We start from the raw sequence: 16,656 nt of genomic DNA, 5'->3' as shown, positions 1-16,656 counted from the left end.
ATCACTCGTCCGTTTCTGTCATTGCTGCGACGCTCGCTGCTCTCGTACTCCTCACGCCTTCGGTGGCCATCCGCTTCCTAGCGAAGTCGGGTTGACGGCGCATCACGCAACCTATGGTCAATCCAAACGGCGCTCTTGGAGCTGACAGCCACCGCCTCTTCCCTCCCCCGCAGAGGGGGGAGGGAAACGCGCTGATGCTTCGATATCGACGCGAGAACTCGTCGCCTACGCCGCCCGCCCGCGCCGGCCTTCCACCAGCCACATCGCCAGCACGGCCGCGGCCAGCAGCGCCAGGGCTGCCAGCCCGAGCGCCAGGGGATACACCTCGACGCCGCGGATCACCGCGCTGTCGCTCGGGCGGAAGCCGATCCAGTCGGCGCCGGAGAGGCGGCCGCCGCGCACGCTCTGGAGGCGGGGCACCGCGACGGCCCCCGACGCGTCCGCCACCCGGCGGATCGAGCCGCCGGAGGCGTCGGCCACCGGCTTCAGGCGCTCGGTATCGCTGAACACGTCGGCGAGCTCGCGCGGGTTCGGCGGGCCGACGCTGACGAAGGCGGCCAGCGTGCCCGAGCGCAGGGTGTGCAGGCCGAGCTCGGTCGCCTCGAAGGTCGCGCCGAACAGTCCCGGCTCCGAGGGCTTCAGGGTCAGGGTGCTCACCTTGCCGGTCGGGCTCGTGACGGTGACCGGATCGGTCGCCTCCGCCATGGTCTGGCGCTCGACGCGGACCTCGCGGCCGCGCCCGGTCATCTGCGCACGCAGCGCTTCCTCCTCGAGCGCCGGCTCCTTCATCAGCCAGTGCGCGAGGCGGCGCAGCAGGTCGAGATAGGGGCCGCCGTCCTGGTAGCCGCGCGCCCAGAGCCAGGCGTGATCGGACAGCATCAAGGCGACGCGGCCCTTCTCCTCGCGGGAGAGCGCGAGCAGCGGCAGGTTCTCGGCGCCCGACAGAAGCGGCTGGTTGCCGGCCCGCGGCTGCGCCGCGACGATGCGGAGCCAGTCGCCCCAGGCCGGCGGCGTGGCGTCGCCCCCGGGCAGCGCCCGCGTCACCGGATGGCGGTTGCCGGTGGCCGTCGCCGTCGGCTTGTAGGGCTGCTCGACGACCCGCCCGTTCGGGTCGCCCGGCAGGATGCCGGCGAGCCGGGTGCGCGCGAGGCTCGCCGGGCCGGCGAATTCCGGGCCCGCCGCGATCAGCAGCGCGCCGCCCTCGCGGACGTAGCGGGTGATGTTGTCGAAGTAGGCCGAGGGCAGCACGCTCTGGTTGGCGTAGCGATCGAAGATGATCAGGTCGAAGTCCTTGATCTTCTGGACGAACAGCTCGCGCGTCGGGAAGGCGATCAGCGACAGCTCGGAGATCGGCGTGCCGTCCTGCTTTTCCGGCGGGCGCAGGATGGTGAAGTGCACCAGGTCGACGTTGGCGTCGGACTTCAGCAGGTTGCGCCAGGTGCGCTCGCCCTGGTGCGGCTCGCCGGAGACCAGCAGCACGCGCAGCTTCTCGCGGATCCCCTCGATCGGCAGCACGGCGCGGTTGTTGACCGTGGTCAGCTCGCCCGGCAACGGCTCGACCTCGATCTCGACGACGTTCGGGCCGCCGTGCTCGATCTTGACGGTGAGGTCGAAGGGCTTGTCCGTCGGCACGGTGCGCCGCCCGATCTCCTCGCCGTCGCGGCGCAGGGCGACGACGGCCGAGCCGGTGCCGCCGCGCTCCATCACCTCGGCCCGGATCGTCAGGTCCTTGCCGACGATGCCGAAGCGCGGCGCCTCCAGCAGCTTGATCTGCCGGTCGCGCTCGTCCGGGTGGCCGGTGACGAGCACGTGCAGCGGCGCCTTGATGCCGAGCGCGGCGAGCGAGGCCGGGATGTCGTGGACCACGCCGTCGGTGAGCATGACGACGCCGGCCAGCCGCTCCGGCGGCACGTCGGCGAGCGCCTGCCCGAGCGCGGTGAACAGCTTGGTCCCGTCGTCGCCGGCGGCGTCCGGCACGTCGATGAAGCGCGGCTCGATGTTGGCCAGCGCACCGAAGCGGCGCTGCAGCTCGGCCCGGACCTGGTCGGTCACCGCCGGCCGATCGCCGAGCGCCTGCGACCCGGACCGGTCGACGATCACCGCGGCGATGTCCTTCACCGGCTCGCGATCCTCGCGCACCAGCGCGGGGTTGGCCAAGGCGGCGAGCACCAGCCCGAGCGCCAGCGCCCGGAGGATCGCCGTGCGGCCGCGCGCCAGGAAGGCGAGGACCGCGAACAGCATCACGACGACGGCGAGCACCGCGAGCACCGGCCAGGGCAGCAGCGGCGTGAAGCTGAGGCTCAGCATGGGGTGAGAGCCTTGTGTCCTGGGCGCGCGCGCCGCGCATGCTCCCTCCCCCCTCTGCGGGGGAGGGTGGGCCTCGCATCAGCGAGGGTTGGGAGAGGGAAGCGCCGTATCCGGCACCGTCGCTCCCCTCTCCCCCCCTGCTCCGCAGGGTACCCTCCCCCGCCAAGGGGGGAGGGAGAAGAGCTGGCCTGAACGCGAAGAGATCTCACTGTCCCAGCCGCTCCAGCAGGGCCGGCACGTGGACCTGGTCCGCCTTGTAGTTGCCGGTCAGCGTGTACATCACGATGTTGACGCCGCCGCGGAACGCCATCTCGCGCTGGCGCTGGTCGCCGCCGACCACCGGGTAGAGCGGGTCGCCGCGGCGGTCGATCGCCCAGGCGGCGGCGAGGTCGTTGCCGGTGATGACGATCGGGCTGACGCCGTCCCCCGCCCGCGCCGGGCGGCGCTCGGTGCCCTCGGCGGCCGGCGGCAGCGCCTCGACCCAGGTCTGGCCGGTGGCATAGCGCCCGGGAAAGCTGTCGACGAGGTAGAACGCCTTCGTCAGCACGTGGTCGGACGGCACCGGCTCCAGCTCCGGGATCTCCAGCGTCGCCAGCATCTTGCGCAGGTAGGCGGCCTCCGGCGTCGGTGGCCCACCGGCCCGCGCCGTCAGCGCGTCTCGGGTGTCGAACAGGACGGTACCGCCGTTGCGCATGAACGCATCGACCCGCCGGATCGTCGCTTCCGAGGGCTGGGGCCGGCCCGGCGCGATCGGCCAGTAGATCAGCGGATAGAACGCCAGCTCGTCCTTGGCCGGGTCGAGGCCGGCGGGCTCTCCCGGCTCCAGGGCGGTCCGCGAGGCCAGCATCTGAGTCAGGCCGGTCAGGCCGGCCCGGCTCGCCTCGTCGACCGCAGCGTCGCCTGTGACCACGTAGGCGAGCCGCGTGACCAGCGCCGACTCGATGCCGTTCGGGCGGTTCGCCAGCGGCTCCTCCGCCCGCGCAGGCGGCGCGCCGAGGCCGCCGAGCACGAGCACACCCGCCATCGCGAGCATCGCCGCGCGGCCGCGCAGGCGGCCGACCAGTCCGCCCGAGCCGCGGTTGAGGAAGCCGCCTAGCCAGAGCCCGGCCAGCGTGTCGAGCACCAGAAGCAGCAGCGCCAGCGTGAACAGGCTCGGGCGCAGGTCCAGGGTCTCGGCACCGGCGAGCGTCCCGGTGCGGGCTCCGTTCAGCGGCGCGAGGTCGAGCGCCCTGAGGCGGTCTTCGGTCCGCAGGGCGTTCACCGCGGTGCCGCCGTCGGCGGGACCGTAGAAGCCCGGGGGGTGCTCCGGCGAGGCGCGGTCGGCGTAGTCGGCCGGCACCGCGGTGGCCGAGGCCGGCGGGGTGCCGAGCGCGCCGAAGCCGTCGAGCGCCAGCCGCGGGGCGAGGATCGCCGCGGCCGGGCGCGGGCCGCCCTCGGCGGGGGCGGCCGAGGAACCTGCCAGCGCCACCACCCGGCGCAGCATGTCTATGAACAGGCCCGACAGCGGCAGGTTCGACCACGTCGTGTCGGCGGTGACGTGGAACAGCACCACGAGCCCCTGCCCGCGATGCTCGGCGGTGACGATCGGCGTTCCGTCCTGCAGCGAGGCCCAGGTGCGGCCGGGCAGGTCGCCGTCGGGCTCGGCCAGGATCTGGCGGCGCACGCCGATGTCGGCAAGCGGCGCCAGGCCCGCGAACGGGCTCTCGGGCGCGAACGGCGCCAGCGTCTTCGGGCTGTCCCACGAGAGGGTGCCGCCGAGCGTCCGCCCGCCGCGGCGCAGGCGCACCGGCACCAGCGGATCGCTGCCGGCGGCGAGCCGCGGACCGGCGAAGCGCAGCAGGAGGCCGCCATTCTCGACGAACGTCTGCACGCGGGCCGCGGTGCGGTCGTCCATGGCGCCGACGTCTGCGAGCACCAGCACCGTCACCTGGTTGTCGAGCAGCTGCCCGACCTGGTCGGCGATGCCCTTGGCGCCGCGCGCCTCCTGAACGTCGGCGAAGGGCTGCAGCGCGCGGGAGAGATAGTAGGTCGGCGCCAGCAGCGGCTGCGCCTGGTCGTTGGTGCCGCCGAAGACGAGGCCGACGCGGCGGCGCTTGCCGCGCTCGTCCACCAGCGTGACGGCGCCGGCCGAGCGCTCGCCCGCGATCTCGATGCGGCTGACGCCGTTGCGCAGCTCGATCGGCATGTCGAAGGCGATTTCGGTATCGGTGGCGTCGGCTGCGAGGGCGAAGTCGTGCTCGGCGAGCGGCAGGCCCTTCGGGTCGAGCGCCCGCACCAGGCCGGCGTCGCGGCCGTTGGCGGCGGCGCGCAGCACCCGGGCCGTGAGCTTGCCCCCGGTCTCGGACGCGGTCAGCGCCAGGGCCGGCGGCGTCTCGGCGCGCAGGATCGTCAGGGCGGCGCCCGACGACGCGACGAGCTCGGCGAGACGGCCGGGGAAGCCGGCGGGCTCGATGCCGGCGACGCCGTCGCTGATCCAGACGATGCCCGCGCCGGCATTGCGCTCGAGGAAGCCGGCCAGGACCTGGAGATGCGCGTCCCGGTCGGCCAGGTGCGGGCGCGGCGCCAGCGCGCGCAGCCGCTCCAGGCTGGCCGCGGGCGTCCGCGCCTCGATCGCGGCGGCTGCGTCCGCCAGCCCATCCACGGCGACGGGGCGGCCGTCGCGGGCAGCGCCCTCGACGGCATCGGTCGCGACCCGCATCCGGTCGCGCCAGTCGTGGGCGGCGGAGACGCCGTTGTCGACCATCACCAGCAGCGCCTTGCGTCCGCCGCCGGCGCCGACGCCGCTCGGGTTCCAGACCGGGCCGGAGACGGCGAGGATCAGGGCGGCGGCAGCGAGCAGGCGCAGGATCAGCAGCCAGGGCGGCGTCCGCGCCGGCGTCTGGCGCTGCGCAGCCAAGTCGGCGACGAGCTTGAGCGGCGGGAAATCGATCCGGCGGGGGCGCGGCGGCGTCACCCGCAGCAGCAGCCACAGGGCGGGCAGGCCGATCAGCGCGGCGAGCGCGAAGGGGGCGGCGAAGGTCAATCCGAGCACGACGCCCTCCTAGCCCGTGCCGCGGGCGGCGGCGACCAGGGTCGCGAGGCGAAGCGCCGCCTCGCTCGCGGGGCGGTCGGTGCGGTGCAGGGTCAGCGTCCAGCCGATGCCGCGGGCGATCTCGGACAGGCCGGCCCAGTGCGCCCGGATGCGCCCGCGATAGGCGTCGCCCCAGGCGGCGGCGTCGCCGACGTCGAGCGAGAACCCGGATTCGAGGTCGTGCAGCACCGCCTGTCCCGCGAACGGAAACGTCTCCTCGATCGGGTCGGCGACGACGACGAGGTGGCCGCGGCTGCCGCGGCCGGCGATTTCCTGGACGGCCGCGGCGACGCGGTCGAGGGGGGTGAGGAAGTCGCTGATCAGGATCACCTCGTCGAAGCGGGCGGGGGCCGCGCGGGGCGGAAGGTCCTGGGTCAGGCCGGGCACGTCCGCGACGAGCGCCTGCGCCATCGCCTCCACGATCTTCCGCGATGCGGTCGCGCGGGTGAGGCCCAGCAGCCCGACCCGCTCGCCGCCGTCGACGAAGGCGTCGGCGAGCGCCAGCCCGAGGACGAGCGCGCGCTCGACCTTCGCGGCCTGCGCGAGATCGGACGCGAAGCCCATCGAGGCGGAGCGGTCGATCCAGACCCAGATGTTGTGGGCGGCCTCCCACTCGCGCTCGCGCACGTAGAGCCGGTCGTCGCGGGCCGAGCGGCGCCAGTCGATCCGCGCCGCCGCCTCGCCGTTCACGAAGGGCCGGAACTGCCAGAAGCTCTCGCCGGGCCCGGCGCGGCGACGGCCGTGCAGCCCGTGCGCCAGCATCGACGAGACGCGGCGGGCTTCCAGCACGAGCCGCGGCATGCGGTCGGAGAGCGCCACCGCGCCCTCGTTCTCCCGCCGGCCCGGGACGCGCGGGATCGCTTCGAGGGCGCGGGCGGCCGCCACGCGCTAGAGCTTCTCGGCGAGCTTGGCGATCAGCCCCTCGACGGTATCGCCGTCGGCGCGCGCGGCGTAGCTCAGCGCCATGCGGTGCTTCAGGACCGGCTCGGCCAAAGCCTTCACGTCGGCGATCGAGGGAGCGACGCGGCCCTCGATCAGCGCGCGGGCACGCGCCGCCAGGGTCAGGGCCTGGCTGGCGCGGGGGCCCGGCCCCCACATCAGCTTGCCCTTCACCAGCGGATCGCCGCTGTCGGGGCGGGCCGAGCGGACGAGGTCGAGGATCGCGTCGACCACCGCCTCGCCCACCGGCAGGCGGCGCACGAGGCGCTGCGCGGTCAGCAGCGCGTCGGTCGACATCACCGCCTTGGCGCCCTGGTCGGCGATGCCGGTCGTCTCGATCAGGATGCGGCGCTCGGCGGCGCGGTCGGGATAGCCGACGTCGATCTCCAGAAGGAACCGGTCGAGCTGCGCCTCGGGCAGCGGATAGGTGCCCTCCTGCTCGATCGGGTTCTGGGTGGCCAGCACGTGGAACGGCCGCGGCAGGTCGTGGCGCTCGCCGGCCACCGAGACGAAGTTCTCCTGCATCGCCTGCAGCAGCGCCGACTGCGTGCGCGGGCTCGCCCGGTTGATCTCGTCGGCCATCAGGAGCTGGGTGAAGACCGGGCCCTTGACGAAGCGGAACGACCGGCGCCGGTCGGCATCCTCGTCCAGGATCTCGGTGCCGAGGATGTCGGACGGCATCAGGTCGGGCGTGAACTGCACCCGGCGGGCGTCGAGGCCGAGCACCGTGCCCAGCGTCTCGACGAGCTTGGTCTTGGCCAGGCCCGGCAGCCCGACGAGGAGGCCGTGGCCGCCGGCCAGGATCGTGACGAGGGCGAGGTCGACGACCTTCTCCTGCCCGAAGATCACCCCGTGGATCGCCTCCCGCGCTTGGCCCACGGAAGCGAGGCAGCTTTCGGCGGTGGCGACGATGCCGTCGTCGAGGGAGGTGGCGGACGAGCCCTGACTCATGCCGATGGGGTTTCCGTCTCGATTGTCGGGCCTTGCGGCCGGGGGGCGACGCTGGCGTCGTTCTGGGCTCGGAGTGTGCGGCGGTTCGTGACCGGCTGGCAAGGCCGGCATCGCCGCAGGTTCGCCGGGCGCGGCCCGCGGCGCTTCAGCCGCGGTCTGGTGCCGCCACCCGGGCCAGTCCGTCCGAGGCCTCGACCGCATCGCAGGAAAACGGGTTTTCCGGCGCGTTCACCCCGCGCCAGCGCGCGTAGCGCCAGGGCAGGAACCAGCGCGCCCGCGGCGGCAACGCGTCGGGCACGAGGTCGATGCCGTGGGTGCCGAAGGGGCCGCAGCGGCAGATCCGCGAAAACCCCATCCAGGCGCCGGGCCAGAGCCCGTGCCGGGCGATCGCCGCGTCGGCGTAGTCCGAGCAGCTCGGCCAGTGCCGGCACTGACGGCCGACGAGGCCCGACAGTGTGAGCTGGTAGCCGCGGATCGCGACGTGGGCGGCCCGCCGCAGCATCGCGTCAGGCGGCGGCCTGCTTGCCGGCCTCGATCCGGTCGAGGGCGTCCACCACCGCGTCGAAGGTCAGCAGGGTCGAGGCGTGGCGCGCCTTGAACTCGCGCACCGGCTCCAGCACGGAGAGGTCGGCCCAACGGCCTTCCGGAGCCGGGCCGTTCGCCTTCAGCATCGCGCGCATGGTCTCGCGCACCGCCCGGAGCTCGTCGGGGCTGGAGCCGACCACGTGCCGCCCCATCAGCGAGGACGAGGCCTGGCCGAGCGCGCAGGCCTTCACGTCGTGGGCGAAATCGGCCACCGTCCCGTCGGGGCCGAGCACGAGGTCGACGGTCACCGTCGAGCCGCAGAGCCTCGAATGCGCCGTCGCGCTGGCGTCCGGCGCGGGAAGCCGGCCGAGCCGCGGGATGTCGGCGGCGAGTTCGAGGATGCGCCGGTTGTAGATGTCGTCGAGCATGGGCGCCTGCCGATCCTTGTCCTCGGTTTCGATCGTCGCGCGGTCGATCCGTGCGATCGCCGCGCTTCGTCCCCGGACGGTCCGGGCCTGCCCCGCGCGCCGTGCATTGCGCGATCGTGCAAGAACGACGATATAGGCCGCGTGACGCCGTTTCGCGAGGAGGCGGCTCGTCGACCAGGGTCGCGCCCACGGCCACGGACACCGTAACAACCGGGGCGCCGGCCCGGAGCCTTCCGGGCTCCGAGACGGTTCGACCGCATGTATGCCAAGCCGGACAGTACCACGATGAAGGCCCGTGTGGCGCGGGCTGGAGATGCCATGGATGCCGCGCTCAAATCCCTGTCCTACGGCGCCAGCCGGCCCGTTCCCGAGGCCGAGCCGAGCTTGAGCGTCATGCGCAACGACAACGATCGCGTGGTGGCGAGCCTCGCCGAGCGCCGTGCCGAGACGGCCGCGCTGGAGGTTGCGGAGGACGCCACGAAGGACATTGCCAGAAAGCCCGCATCCGCGACGCGCGTGCCAGAGGGCATCGCGCTGGCGCGCCCGAGCCGCGAGGAGGCCGAGGCCGCCGTGCGCACGCTCCTGCGCTGGGCCGGCGACGACCCGAACCGCGAGGGGCTGCTCGACACCCCGGCCCGCGTGGTCAAGGCCTACGGCCAGCTCTTCGGCGGCTACGACGTCGACGCCGACGCCCTGCTCGAGCGGGTGTTCGAGGAGGTCGAGGGCTATTCCGACATCGTGCTGGTGCGCGACATCCCGTTCTACTCCCATTGCGAGCACCACATGGTGCCGTTCATGGGGCTGGCGCACATCGCCTACTATCCGACCAAGGGCGTCGTCGGCCTGTCGAAGCTCGCCCGCGTCGTCGACACCTTCGCTCGCCGCCTGCAGACGCAGGAGACGATGACAGCGCAGATCGCCGACGTGATCGAGAGCATCCTCAAGCCCCGCGGCGTCGCCGTCCTGGTCGAGGCCGAGCATCTCTGCATGGCGATGCGCGGCGTGCAGAAGGCGGGCGTCTCGACCATCACCACCCAGTTCCGCGGCGCCTTCCGCGAGGACGCCAGCGAGCAGGTGCGGTTCCTGACGCTGGTCCGCGGCGGGAAGGCGTAAGGTTCAGGCGCTCCGCGCGGAGATGGTCGTCCATGGTCCCGTTCGATCCGCCCGGTAGCCGTGCCGAGGTCGAGGAAGGCACGGCCTTCACCCCGCGCTTCGACCGCGACGGGCTCGTGGCCTGCATCGCCGTCGACGCGCAGGACGGCCGCGTGCTGATGCTGGCGCACATGAACGCCGAATCCCTGCAGCGCACGCTGGAGACCGGCGAGGCCTGGTACTGGTCGCGCTCGCGCCGCGAGCTCTGGCACAAGGGCGCGACCTCGGGGCAGATCCAGCGCGTCGTCGAGATGCGCACCGATTGCGACCAGGACGCGCTGCTGATCACCGTCGCGGTCGGCGGCGACGGCGGCTGCTGCCACACCGGGCGCCGGGCGTGCTTCTACCGCGGCGTCACCCTCGATCCCGACGGCCGCGCGGTTCTGCATCCCGCCGGCGCATGAGCGGCGCGCACGCCCTGCTGCGGCACGCCGCACCCGCCGCGATCGCCCCCGGAACCGTCGAGCCGACCCGTGACGCGGCGCCCTGGGAACCGCGGATCGGGCTGGCGCTCGGCGGCGGTGCGGCGCGGGGCTGGGCGCATATCGGCGTGATCCGCGCCCTCGACGAGGCCGGCATCCATCCGGCGGTCGTCGCCGGCTGCTCGATCGGCGCCGTGGTCGGCGGCTGCTTCGCGGCGGGCAAGCTCGACGCGCTGGCCGAGTTCGCGCTCTCCCTCACCCGCCGCCGGGTGCTCGGCCTCCTCGACCCGCGCCTGTCGGGCTCCGGCCTGATCGGCGGCGACCGCCTTCGCCGGCGGCTGGTGCGCGACCTCGGCGACCGCCTCGTCGACGACCTGCCCGTGGGTTTCGCCTCGGTCGCCACCGAGCTCGGCACCGGGCATGAGGTCTGGCTCACCCGCGGGTCGCTGATCGAAGCCTTGCGCGCCTCCTACGCGCTGCCCGGGCTGTTCGCGCCGGTGGAGCGCGACGGGCGCCTGCTGATGGACGGGACGCTGGTCAACCCTGTGCCGGTGACGTTGGCCCGCGCGATGGGCGCCGACCTCGTCATCGGCGTGAACCTCGCCTGCGATCCGCGGCTGCGGGGCGGCGTGATCGAGCCCGAGGCGGTCGATCCGGTCGAGCAGGTCGTCACCGCCGTCGGCGCACGCCGCTGGAACCTGCTCGCCGGCCTGCGCAACCGCCGGGTCGCGCCGTCCGGGCCCGGCATCGGCCGGGTGATGTTCGATGCGTTCAACATCACGCAGGACCGCATCTCCCGCGCGCGCCTCGAGCGGGACCCGCCCGATTGCGCGATCGGGCCCGATCTCGCCGCCATGGGCCAGTTCGAATTCCACCGGGCGGCCGAGGGGATCGCCGCCGGCCATGCGGCGACGCGGGCCGCCCTGCCCCGCATCCGGGCGATGGTGCAGGCCGCGGCCGCGCGGGCCTGATACGTCACGCAACTGTCGTGTCGGCCTGCGATGCGGCCTCACGTCGGGGATCGGCACCGTGCCCGCCCGCCGCAAGGAGCCGACCCGATGGTGTCCAGCCGCCGCCAACTCCTGCTGACCGGCGGGGCCGGGCTCGTCGGGCTCGCCTCCGGCCTCGCCAGGCCGGGCCTCAGCCGCGCCGCCGACCGGCCGATCCTCACCCACGGGCTGCAATCGGGCGACGTCGGCTCCGACTCCGCGATCGTCTGGGCGCGTGCCGACCGGCCGTGCCGCGCGATCGTCGAATGGTCCACCACCGAGAGCTTTTCCGAGATCCGCGGCGGCACGGTCGCCGACGCGCTGCCGGAAACCGACGGCACCGTGAAGGTCGCGCTCACCGATCTGCCGCCGGGACAGGACATCCTCTACCGGATCCGTCTGGAAGACCTGGCCGCCCCGACGATCCGCGGGCCGGCCCAGGTCGGCCGTTTCCGCACCGCGCCGGCCGACCGCCGCTCGGTCTCGTTCTGCTGGTCCGGCGACACGGCGGGCCAGGGCTGGGGCATCGACGAGGCCCGCGGCGGCATGACGATCTACAAAGCGATGTTGGGCAACCGCCCGGACTTCTTCCTGCATTCCGGCGACACGATCTACGCCGACGGGCCGATCGCAGCCGAGGTGACGCTGCCGGACGGCACCCTCTGGCGCAACCGCGTCACCGAGGCGGTGGCGAAGCCGGCCGAGACGCTCGCCGAGTTCCGCGGTCGCTACAAGTACAACCTGACGGACGCGAACGTGTTGGCGATGAACGCGGCCGTGCCGATCCTGGCGCAGTGGGACGACCACGAGGTCACCAACAACTGGTGGCCCGGCGAGCCGCTGACCCGCGCCGAGCACCTTAGGAAGACGTACGCCGACCCGAACGTGCGGGCCCTCGAGGTGCGGGCGTCCCGCGCCTTCCACGAATACATGCCGATGCGCTTCGAGCCGGCCGAGCCGGGCCGCGTCTACCGCAAGATCGCCTACGGCCCCCTCGTCGACGTGTTCATGCTCGACATGCGCTCGTATCGCGGGCCGAACGGCGAGAACCGCGAGACCCGCTACGGTCCGGACTCGTACTTCCTCGGGCCGGTGCAGCTCGCCTGGCTCAAGCGAGCGCTGGCGGAGTCGCGCGCCACCTGGAAGGTGATCGCCGCCGACATGCCGCTGGGGCTCGTCGTCACCTACGATCCCGAGCGGAGCTTCGGGTCGGAGGCGGTGGCGCAGGGCGACGGGCCGCCGCTCGGGCGCGAGCTCGAGATCGCCGACCTGCTGCGGTTCATCAAGACGGCGAACATCCGCAACACGGTGTGGCTCACCGCCGACGTGCATTACACGGCGGCGCACCATTACGATCCGAACAAGGCCCGCTTCCAGGAGTTCGAGCCGTTCTGGGAGTTCGTCTCCGGCCCGCTGCACGCGGGCACGTTCGGCCCGAACAAGCTCGACGACACGTTCGGGCCGCAGCTGCGCTTCGTGAAGGCGCCGCCGGAGGGACAGGCGAACCTGTCGCCGGCGGCGGGCTACCAGTTCTTCGGCCACGTCGCCGTCGACGGGCGGACGGAGCAGATGACGGTGACGCTGAAGGACGCGGCCGATGCCGACCTCTGGCACGTCACCCTCGACCCCGCCCGCGGATGAACGCGGCCCGATCCGGCCTCAGGCCATCGTGATGTAGTCGCGCATCGCCTGATGCTCGGCCTCGACCGCCGCGATCCGGCGCTTAACCACGTCGCCGATGGAGATGAGGCCGACCAGGCGGCCGTCCTCGCAGACCGGGACGTGGCGGAAGCGCCCGTCGGTCATCAGCTGCATCACGTCCTCCACCGTCGTGGCGCGCTTGCAGGTGACGACCTCGGCGGTCATGTGCGCGGAGACCGGCGCATCGAAGGCGCCGCCGCCGAGCTTGGCCAGCGCCCGCATGATGTCGCGCTCGGAGATGATGCCGGCGACCGACCCGTCGCCGTGGGTGACCACGAGGGCGCCGATCCGCTTCTCGGCCAGCAGGTGGATCGCCTCGTCGAGGGTCCGCTCGGGGGTGATGGTGACGATGTCCCCGCCCTTCTCGGCGAGGATGCGTGCGATGGTCATGAAGATCCCTCCCAGGAGGTGAAGCCGCGCGCGCCGTCAGCCACGGTGCGCGCCGACCGCGACGTGCCCGGGTTGATCCCGGATCGCGCCTGCGCTCCGCGCGAGTGTGTGGCGGATGCCGCGTCATGGCAAGGCCGGGCACGACCGTCTCGGGGGTCCGTTCGCTACGCCAATGCTGATCTCGCCGGCCGAGACCGGCAGCGAAACAGTCGTGCCCGCCCGCACCGGGACTATTGCGCGACCGGTTCCCGCGGATCGACGAACGGAAACATCAGGAAGCCGACGACGAAGCCGCCCAGATGCGCGTCCCACGCGACGGCGGCGCTCTCGGCGCCGAGCGGCAGGCTGATTAGGCCGAACAGCAGGTTCGTCGCCATCCAGATCACCAGGAAGGTCACCGCGGTGCGGTTGCGCAGGAGCTCCGGCACCGTCTCGACCGGCCGCCGGGGCGGCAGCTGCCAGGGCTGGGTGCCGTAGCCCGCCAGCGGCGGCTGGAACACGAAGCGGGCGGCGGCCGCCATCAGCGCCGACACGCCGGCCGAGGCGCCGATCAGCGGTGCGGTGCTCAGCGGGTCGATCGCCACGTGCAGCGCGCCGCCGGCGACCGTCCCGGCGAGCCCGATCAGGCCGTAGCGCCAGGCACCGCAGCGCCGCGCTACCGGCGAGCCGAAGGCGGCGAGCCAGACGGTGTTGAAGATCACATGCATCCACGAGCCGTGCAGCAGGCCGTAGGTCGCGAAGCTCCACAGGTACGGGCCGGGATCGGTCAGCACGTAGCGGGCGAAGGCCTCGCGCGCGGCCGCGAACTGGGCGTCGCCGACCTCGCTCGCCGCCCGCATCACCGCGTCGGCCTGGGCCGGGTCGAGCCACGTCGTCCAGCGGGACGGCACCAGCGCGAGGTCGAGGACCAGGCGGATGTCCCAGCTGTCCGGCAGCAGGATCTCGCGGACCGCGTGGATCGCGAGCAGGAGGCCGATCGAGACGGTGACCACGCCCGGCATGTTAAAGACGGGCACGCGGCCCTGGCGCGGCAGATCGGGCGAGGCATCCATGGCGCCACATGTCGGCGCGGCGGCCCGCGGGGCAAGGGCCTGCGGCGACGGCGGCGGCCGGAATGCCGGTCGGCGAACAAAAAAAGGGAGGCGGCCCGGTGATGGACCCCCTCCCTGAAGCGAAGGATCTCCGAGCCCGCATCGGGTTCGGGCGCCGTCCGGACCAGGAGACGGCGGGGCGCCGAGCGCCCGATCCCTCCGTGCCCCTCGCAAAGGCGACCCGGAGGCGTGGCCGGCGCGGGGCGAACCCGAGCCGTCACGCTGTCGTGATTACTGTCGTGCGGTGGCGCGCGTCACGCAACGTCAACCTCTTCTTAACCTTAACGAAGGGTTGCGCGAGCTTGGCCGCGGCCGCGGGCATAGGCTGTGCGCCGTGGGTCTCGAACTGCCGCCGGATGCATCGCGCCTGATCGCAGGTGTTCCGAAGCGGCTCCCATCGTCACGCCGCCGTGCATCGTTCCGGGACACTCATGAAGCATCCGACGAGCCGCATGCTCCACAGCTACTGGGATCGGATCCGCGGCCAGCGCTGTGCGCCGGAGCGCGCCGAGATCGAGCCGGGAGAGATCCGCCACCTGTTGGCCGACAGCCTGATCCTCGAGATCGACATGCCGCACCGGACCGCGACCCTCCGGCTCGCCGGCACCCGGGTCTGCGCCCTGTTCGGGCGGGAGCTGCGTGCCTCGCACCTGTCCGATCTCTGGGGCACGGCGCCCGCCGACCCCTGGCGGATGGTCGAGATCGTGGCGCACGACGCGCTCGGCGTCGTCGCGGGGCTGCGCGGCACCAACAGCGCCGGCGAGGCGATCGACCTCGAGTTCCTGCTCCTGCCGCTGCGCCACCGCGGGCGCACCCAGGCGCGGGCGCTCGGCACCCTGAGCCCGGTGAGCCCGCCGGCCTGGCTCGGCCTGCGGCCGCTCGTCCGCCTCGACACGCTCTCGCTCCGGGTGCTGAACCGGCCCGAGGCCGGGCTGTTTCGGGGTGATTCGGCCGACGGCGATGCCGGCCTCGCGATCCTCGCCTCGGAGGCCGGCTCGTTCGGTGCCCTCCCCCCGCCGGCCAACGACGGCAGCCCCTTCCGTCGCGGCCATCTCCTGGTCCACCGCGGCGGCCGAATCTGACCTGAGATTGCGTCATCCGAAAAAAAGGGTTTCGTAACGAGACCGCGTTAGGTTTTGAGTCCGATCACCAACGGATCAAGCCGGCTTCGGAATGAACACGGCGCAGACACCAGTGGGAACGACCACGTTGCGCCTCGCGCAGGCCTCCGATCTGCGCCGCCACCAGCGCGTGCCGGTGGCGCTGCTAGGTCGCTACATGCTGTCGGATCGCCGCGAATACCCGTGCCAGACTGTCGACATGTCGCCCGGCGGGGTCCGCCTGACCTGCGCGGTCGTGGGCGAGCTCGGCGAGCGCGTGGTGCTGTACCTCGAGCATATCGGCCGGATCGAGGGCGTCATCGCCCGGCATCCGCCGGGGGGATTAGCCGTGCAGCTTTCGGCGACGCCGCGCAAGCGCGACAAGATCGCCTCGCAGCTCACCTGGCTCGCCAACCGCGAGATCCTCGGCCTGCCGGAAGGCCGGACCCACGAGCGCGTCGTGCCCAAGCAGCCGGCGGTGATCGTGCGTCTGGAGAGCGGGCGCGAGATCAAGGCGCGGGTCATCGACATCTCGATGTCGGGCGTGGCCCTGGCCAGCCTGAACGTTCCCCCGCTCGGCGCGACTGTCACGATCGGCAGCACGCCGGGGAAGCTCGTGCGCTATTTCGAGGGCGGGTTCGGCGTCCAGTTCATGCTGCCGCTCTCCCCCGATCGCTTCCACGACGGCATGACGCTGTAGACGCCGCGCGCCCGAGACCTCGGACAGCCGCCATCGCCGGCGACCGGCACGCGCGTCGCGTCGCGCGATCGGCCGATCCCGAGCGATGCCGTCATCGCAGGCGCGCCACCGACCCGACCCGACACCGGCCAGCGCTGCGAGGGGCCGACTCACGCCCGCGGCGTTCGCTCCGATTCGCCATCGGCGTGCGGCTGCGACATCGGGCGGTCGCGATCCGGCGGCACAAGGTTTCCCGATCCTCAACGCGATGCCGACAATCCGCGGCGTCGGCACAGCGTCCGGTTCGGGCTGTTGCGAGCCGGTCCGGTCGCGCCGGGGAATCGATAAAATTGCGCGGATCGGCTTCAGCGCCGCGGAGGGCGAGCGGCCCCATCCTGCCTCCATCGACGGAGGGTTGTGGCGATGGGCCGGGTGTTCAGCAGCAAGGGGACGGTGATCCGGGCGCTCGGCCTCGGGCTGTTCGCGCTTCTCGCCCCCTCCGTCGCCCCGGTCGCGGCGCAGACCCTGGCCTCGCTGCCCGCCCCCACCATCGCCGCCGCGCCGGTCGGCGTCGCCAAGCCGATCCTCGCCTGGGTCGCCTTCTGCCAGGGCTACCCGGCCGAGTGCGCGGTCAACCCCGCCGAGCCCGCTCGCATCGCCATGACCCCGGCGATCTGGAACACGATCCAGGCCGTCAACCGCCGGGTCAACGCTACGGTGACGCCGGTGACCGACATGGACCACCTCAGCGTTCCCGACCATTGGGACCTAGCCGAGGACGGCTCGGGCGATTGCGAGGATTTTCAGCTGCTCAAGCGCAGCCTGCTGGCCAAGGCCGGCCTGCCGCGCCGCGCCATGCGGATGACCGTGGTCATCGACGAGAAGGGCGAGGGCCACGCCGTGCTCACCCTG

Annotated in this window: 15 protein-coding genes; 7 read left to right on the top strand and 8 right to left on the bottom strand. The window is 72.9% G+C overall.

Annotation, left to right across the window (positions count from 1 at the left end):
• Positions 1-225: 225 nt before the first annotated feature.
• The 6 genes from MKK55_RS11400 to MKK55_RS11375 form a co-directional block, all read right to left on the bottom strand.
• Positions 226-2,307 (bottom strand): hypothetical protein, encoded by a 2,082-nt coding sequence (locus tag MKK55_RS11400; protein WP_243934766.1) that lies wholly within the window; start codon positions 2,305-2,307, stop codon positions 226-228.
• A gap of 205 nt (positions 2,308-2,512) precedes the next feature.
• A complete protein-coding gene (locus MKK55_RS11395; protein ID WP_243934765.1) occupies positions 2,513-5,338 on the bottom strand; it encodes a DUF4159 domain-containing protein in 2,826 nt (941 codons plus the stop codon).
• Between the two features lie 9 nt (positions 5,339-5,347).
• The gene (locus MKK55_RS11390; RefSeq protein WP_243934764.1) at positions 5,348-6,262 is read right to left on the bottom strand and encodes a DUF58 domain-containing protein; all 915 of its coding nucleotides are present in this window, start codon (positions 6,260-6,262) and stop codon (positions 5,348-5,350) included.
• A 3-nt stretch (positions 6,263-6,265) separates the two neighbouring features.
• Complete coding sequence (locus MKK55_RS11385) at positions 6,266-7,267, bottom strand: AAA family ATPase (RefSeq protein ID WP_147728534.1); 1,002 nt, start codon at positions 7,265-7,267, stop codon at positions 6,266-6,268.
• 145 nt (positions 7,268-7,412) lie between these two features.
• The gene (gene yidD / locus MKK55_RS11380; protein ID WP_147728535.1) at positions 7,413-7,769 is read right to left on the bottom strand and encodes a membrane protein insertion efficiency factor YidD; all 357 of its coding nucleotides are present in this window, start codon (positions 7,767-7,769) and stop codon (positions 7,413-7,415) included.
• Between the two features lie 4 nt (positions 7,770-7,773).
• Positions 7,774-8,220, bottom strand: coding sequence for an iron-sulfur cluster assembly scaffold protein (locus tag MKK55_RS11375; protein WP_243934763.1), 447 nt, complete (start codon positions 8,218-8,220; stop codon positions 7,774-7,776).
• A 258-nt stretch (positions 8,221-8,478) separates the two neighbouring features.
• Here MKK55_RS11375 and folE point away from each other — a divergent pair, with 258 nt between their 5' ends.
• From folE to MKK55_RS11355, 4 genes are all read left to right on the top strand, one after another.
• Positions 8,479-9,333 (top strand): GTP cyclohydrolase I FolE, encoded by an 855-nt coding sequence (gene folE / locus MKK55_RS11370; RefSeq protein ID WP_147842278.1) that lies wholly within the window; start codon positions 8,479-8,481, stop codon positions 9,331-9,333.
• Positions 9,334-9,365: 32 nt separating this feature from the next.
• On the top strand, positions 9,366-9,776 hold the full coding sequence (gene hisI / locus MKK55_RS11365) for a phosphoribosyl-AMP cyclohydrolase (protein WP_147728538.1): 411 nt from the start codon (positions 9,366-9,368) through the stop codon (positions 9,774-9,776).
• On the top strand, positions 9,773-10,765 hold the full coding sequence (locus MKK55_RS11360) for a patatin-like phospholipase family protein (RefSeq protein WP_147860190.1): 993 nt from the start codon (positions 9,773-9,775) through the stop codon (positions 10,763-10,765). The genes hisI and MKK55_RS11360 overlap by 4 nt, the downstream gene beginning before the upstream one ends.
• Positions 10,766-10,852: 87 nt before the next feature.
• A complete protein-coding gene (locus MKK55_RS11355; protein ID WP_243934762.1) occupies positions 10,853-12,424 on the top strand; it encodes an alkaline phosphatase D family protein in 1,572 nt (523 codons plus the stop codon).
• An 18-nt stretch (positions 12,425-12,442) separates the two neighbouring features.
• Here MKK55_RS11355 and MKK55_RS11350 read toward each other — a convergent pair whose 3' ends face one another.
• Together MKK55_RS11350 and MKK55_RS11345 are read right to left on the bottom strand one after the other, a co-directional pair.
• On the bottom strand, positions 12,443-12,874 hold the full coding sequence (locus tag MKK55_RS11350; RefSeq protein WP_147728267.1) for a CBS domain-containing protein: 432 nt from the start codon (positions 12,872-12,874) through the stop codon (positions 12,443-12,445).
• A 230-nt stretch (positions 12,875-13,104) separates the two neighbouring features.
• Positions 13,105-13,926: a rhomboid family intramembrane serine protease gene (locus MKK55_RS11345; RefSeq protein WP_147842281.1), complete on the bottom strand. Its 822-nt coding sequence runs from the start codon at positions 13,924-13,926 to the stop codon at positions 13,105-13,107.
• Positions 13,927-14,396: 470 nt separating this feature from the next.
• On the opposite strand from MKK55_RS11345, the gene MKK55_RS11340 reads away from it, so the two are divergent.
• The 3 genes from MKK55_RS11340 to MKK55_RS11330 all read left to right on the top strand — a co-directional run.
• On the top strand, positions 14,397-15,047 hold the full coding sequence (locus MKK55_RS11340) for a PAS domain-containing protein (protein WP_147728269.1): 651 nt from the start codon (positions 14,397-14,399) through the stop codon (positions 15,045-15,047).
• Positions 15,048-15,138: 91 nt separating this feature from the next.
• On the top strand, positions 15,139-15,765 hold the full coding sequence (locus MKK55_RS11335) for a PilZ domain-containing protein (RefSeq protein WP_243934760.1): 627 nt from the start codon (positions 15,139-15,141) through the stop codon (positions 15,763-15,765).
• A gap of 402 nt (positions 15,766-16,167) precedes the next feature.
• On the top strand, positions 16,168-16,656 hold a 489-nt coding region (locus MKK55_RS11330), incomplete at its 3' end, for a transglutaminase-like cysteine peptidase (protein WP_243934758.1).

This window comes from Methylobacterium sp. J-059 (genome assembly GCF_022829485.1).
Taxonomy (GTDB): Bacteria; Pseudomonadota; Alphaproteobacteria; order Rhizobiales; family Beijerinckiaceae; genus Methylobacterium.
Note: the sequence above shows the minus strand (reverse complement) of the source record. Positions and strands in the feature narration are given on the sequence as shown.

Coding starts and splice junctions, on each gene's coding strand:
- MKK55_RS11355 (WP_243934762.1), top strand. CDS start 10,853: ATGGTGTCCAGCCGCCGCCAACTCCTGCTGACCGGCGGGGCCGGGCTC.
- hisI (WP_147728538.1), top strand. CDS start 9,366: ATGGTCCCGTTCGATCCGCCCGGTAGCCGTGCCGAGGTCGAGGAAGGC.
- MKK55_RS11345 (WP_147842281.1), bottom strand. CDS start 13,926: ATGGATGCCTCGCCCGATCTGCCGCGCCAGGGCCGCGTGCCCGTCTTT.
- MKK55_RS11375 (WP_243934763.1), bottom strand. CDS start 8,220: ATGCTCGACGACATCTACAACCGGCGCATCCTCGAACTCGCCGCCGAC.
- MKK55_RS11340 (WP_147728269.1), top strand. CDS start 14,397: ATGAAGCATCCGACGAGCCGCATGCTCCACAGCTACTGGGATCGGATC.
- MKK55_RS11335 (WP_243934760.1), top strand. CDS start 15,139: ATGAACACGGCGCAGACACCAGTGGGAACGACCACGTTGCGCCTCGCG.
- folE (WP_147842278.1), top strand. CDS start 8,479: ATGTATGCCAAGCCGGACAGTACCACGATGAAGGCCCGTGTGGCGCGG.
- MKK55_RS11360 (WP_147860190.1), top strand. CDS start 9,773: ATGAGCGGCGCGCACGCCCTGCTGCGGCACGCCGCACCCGCCGCGATC.
- MKK55_RS11400 (WP_243934766.1), bottom strand. CDS start 2,307: ATGCTGAGCCTCAGCTTCACGCCGCTGCTGCCCTGGCCGGTGCTCGCG.
- MKK55_RS11385 (WP_147728534.1), bottom strand. CDS start 7,267: ATGAGTCAGGGCTCGTCCGCCACCTCCCTCGACGACGGCATCGTCGCC.
- yidD (WP_147728535.1), bottom strand. CDS start 7,769: ATGCTGCGGCGGGCCGCCCACGTCGCGATCCGCGGCTACCAGCTCACA.
- MKK55_RS11350 (WP_147728267.1), bottom strand. CDS start 12,874: ATGACCATCGCACGCATCCTCGCCGAGAAGGGCGGGGACATCGTCACC.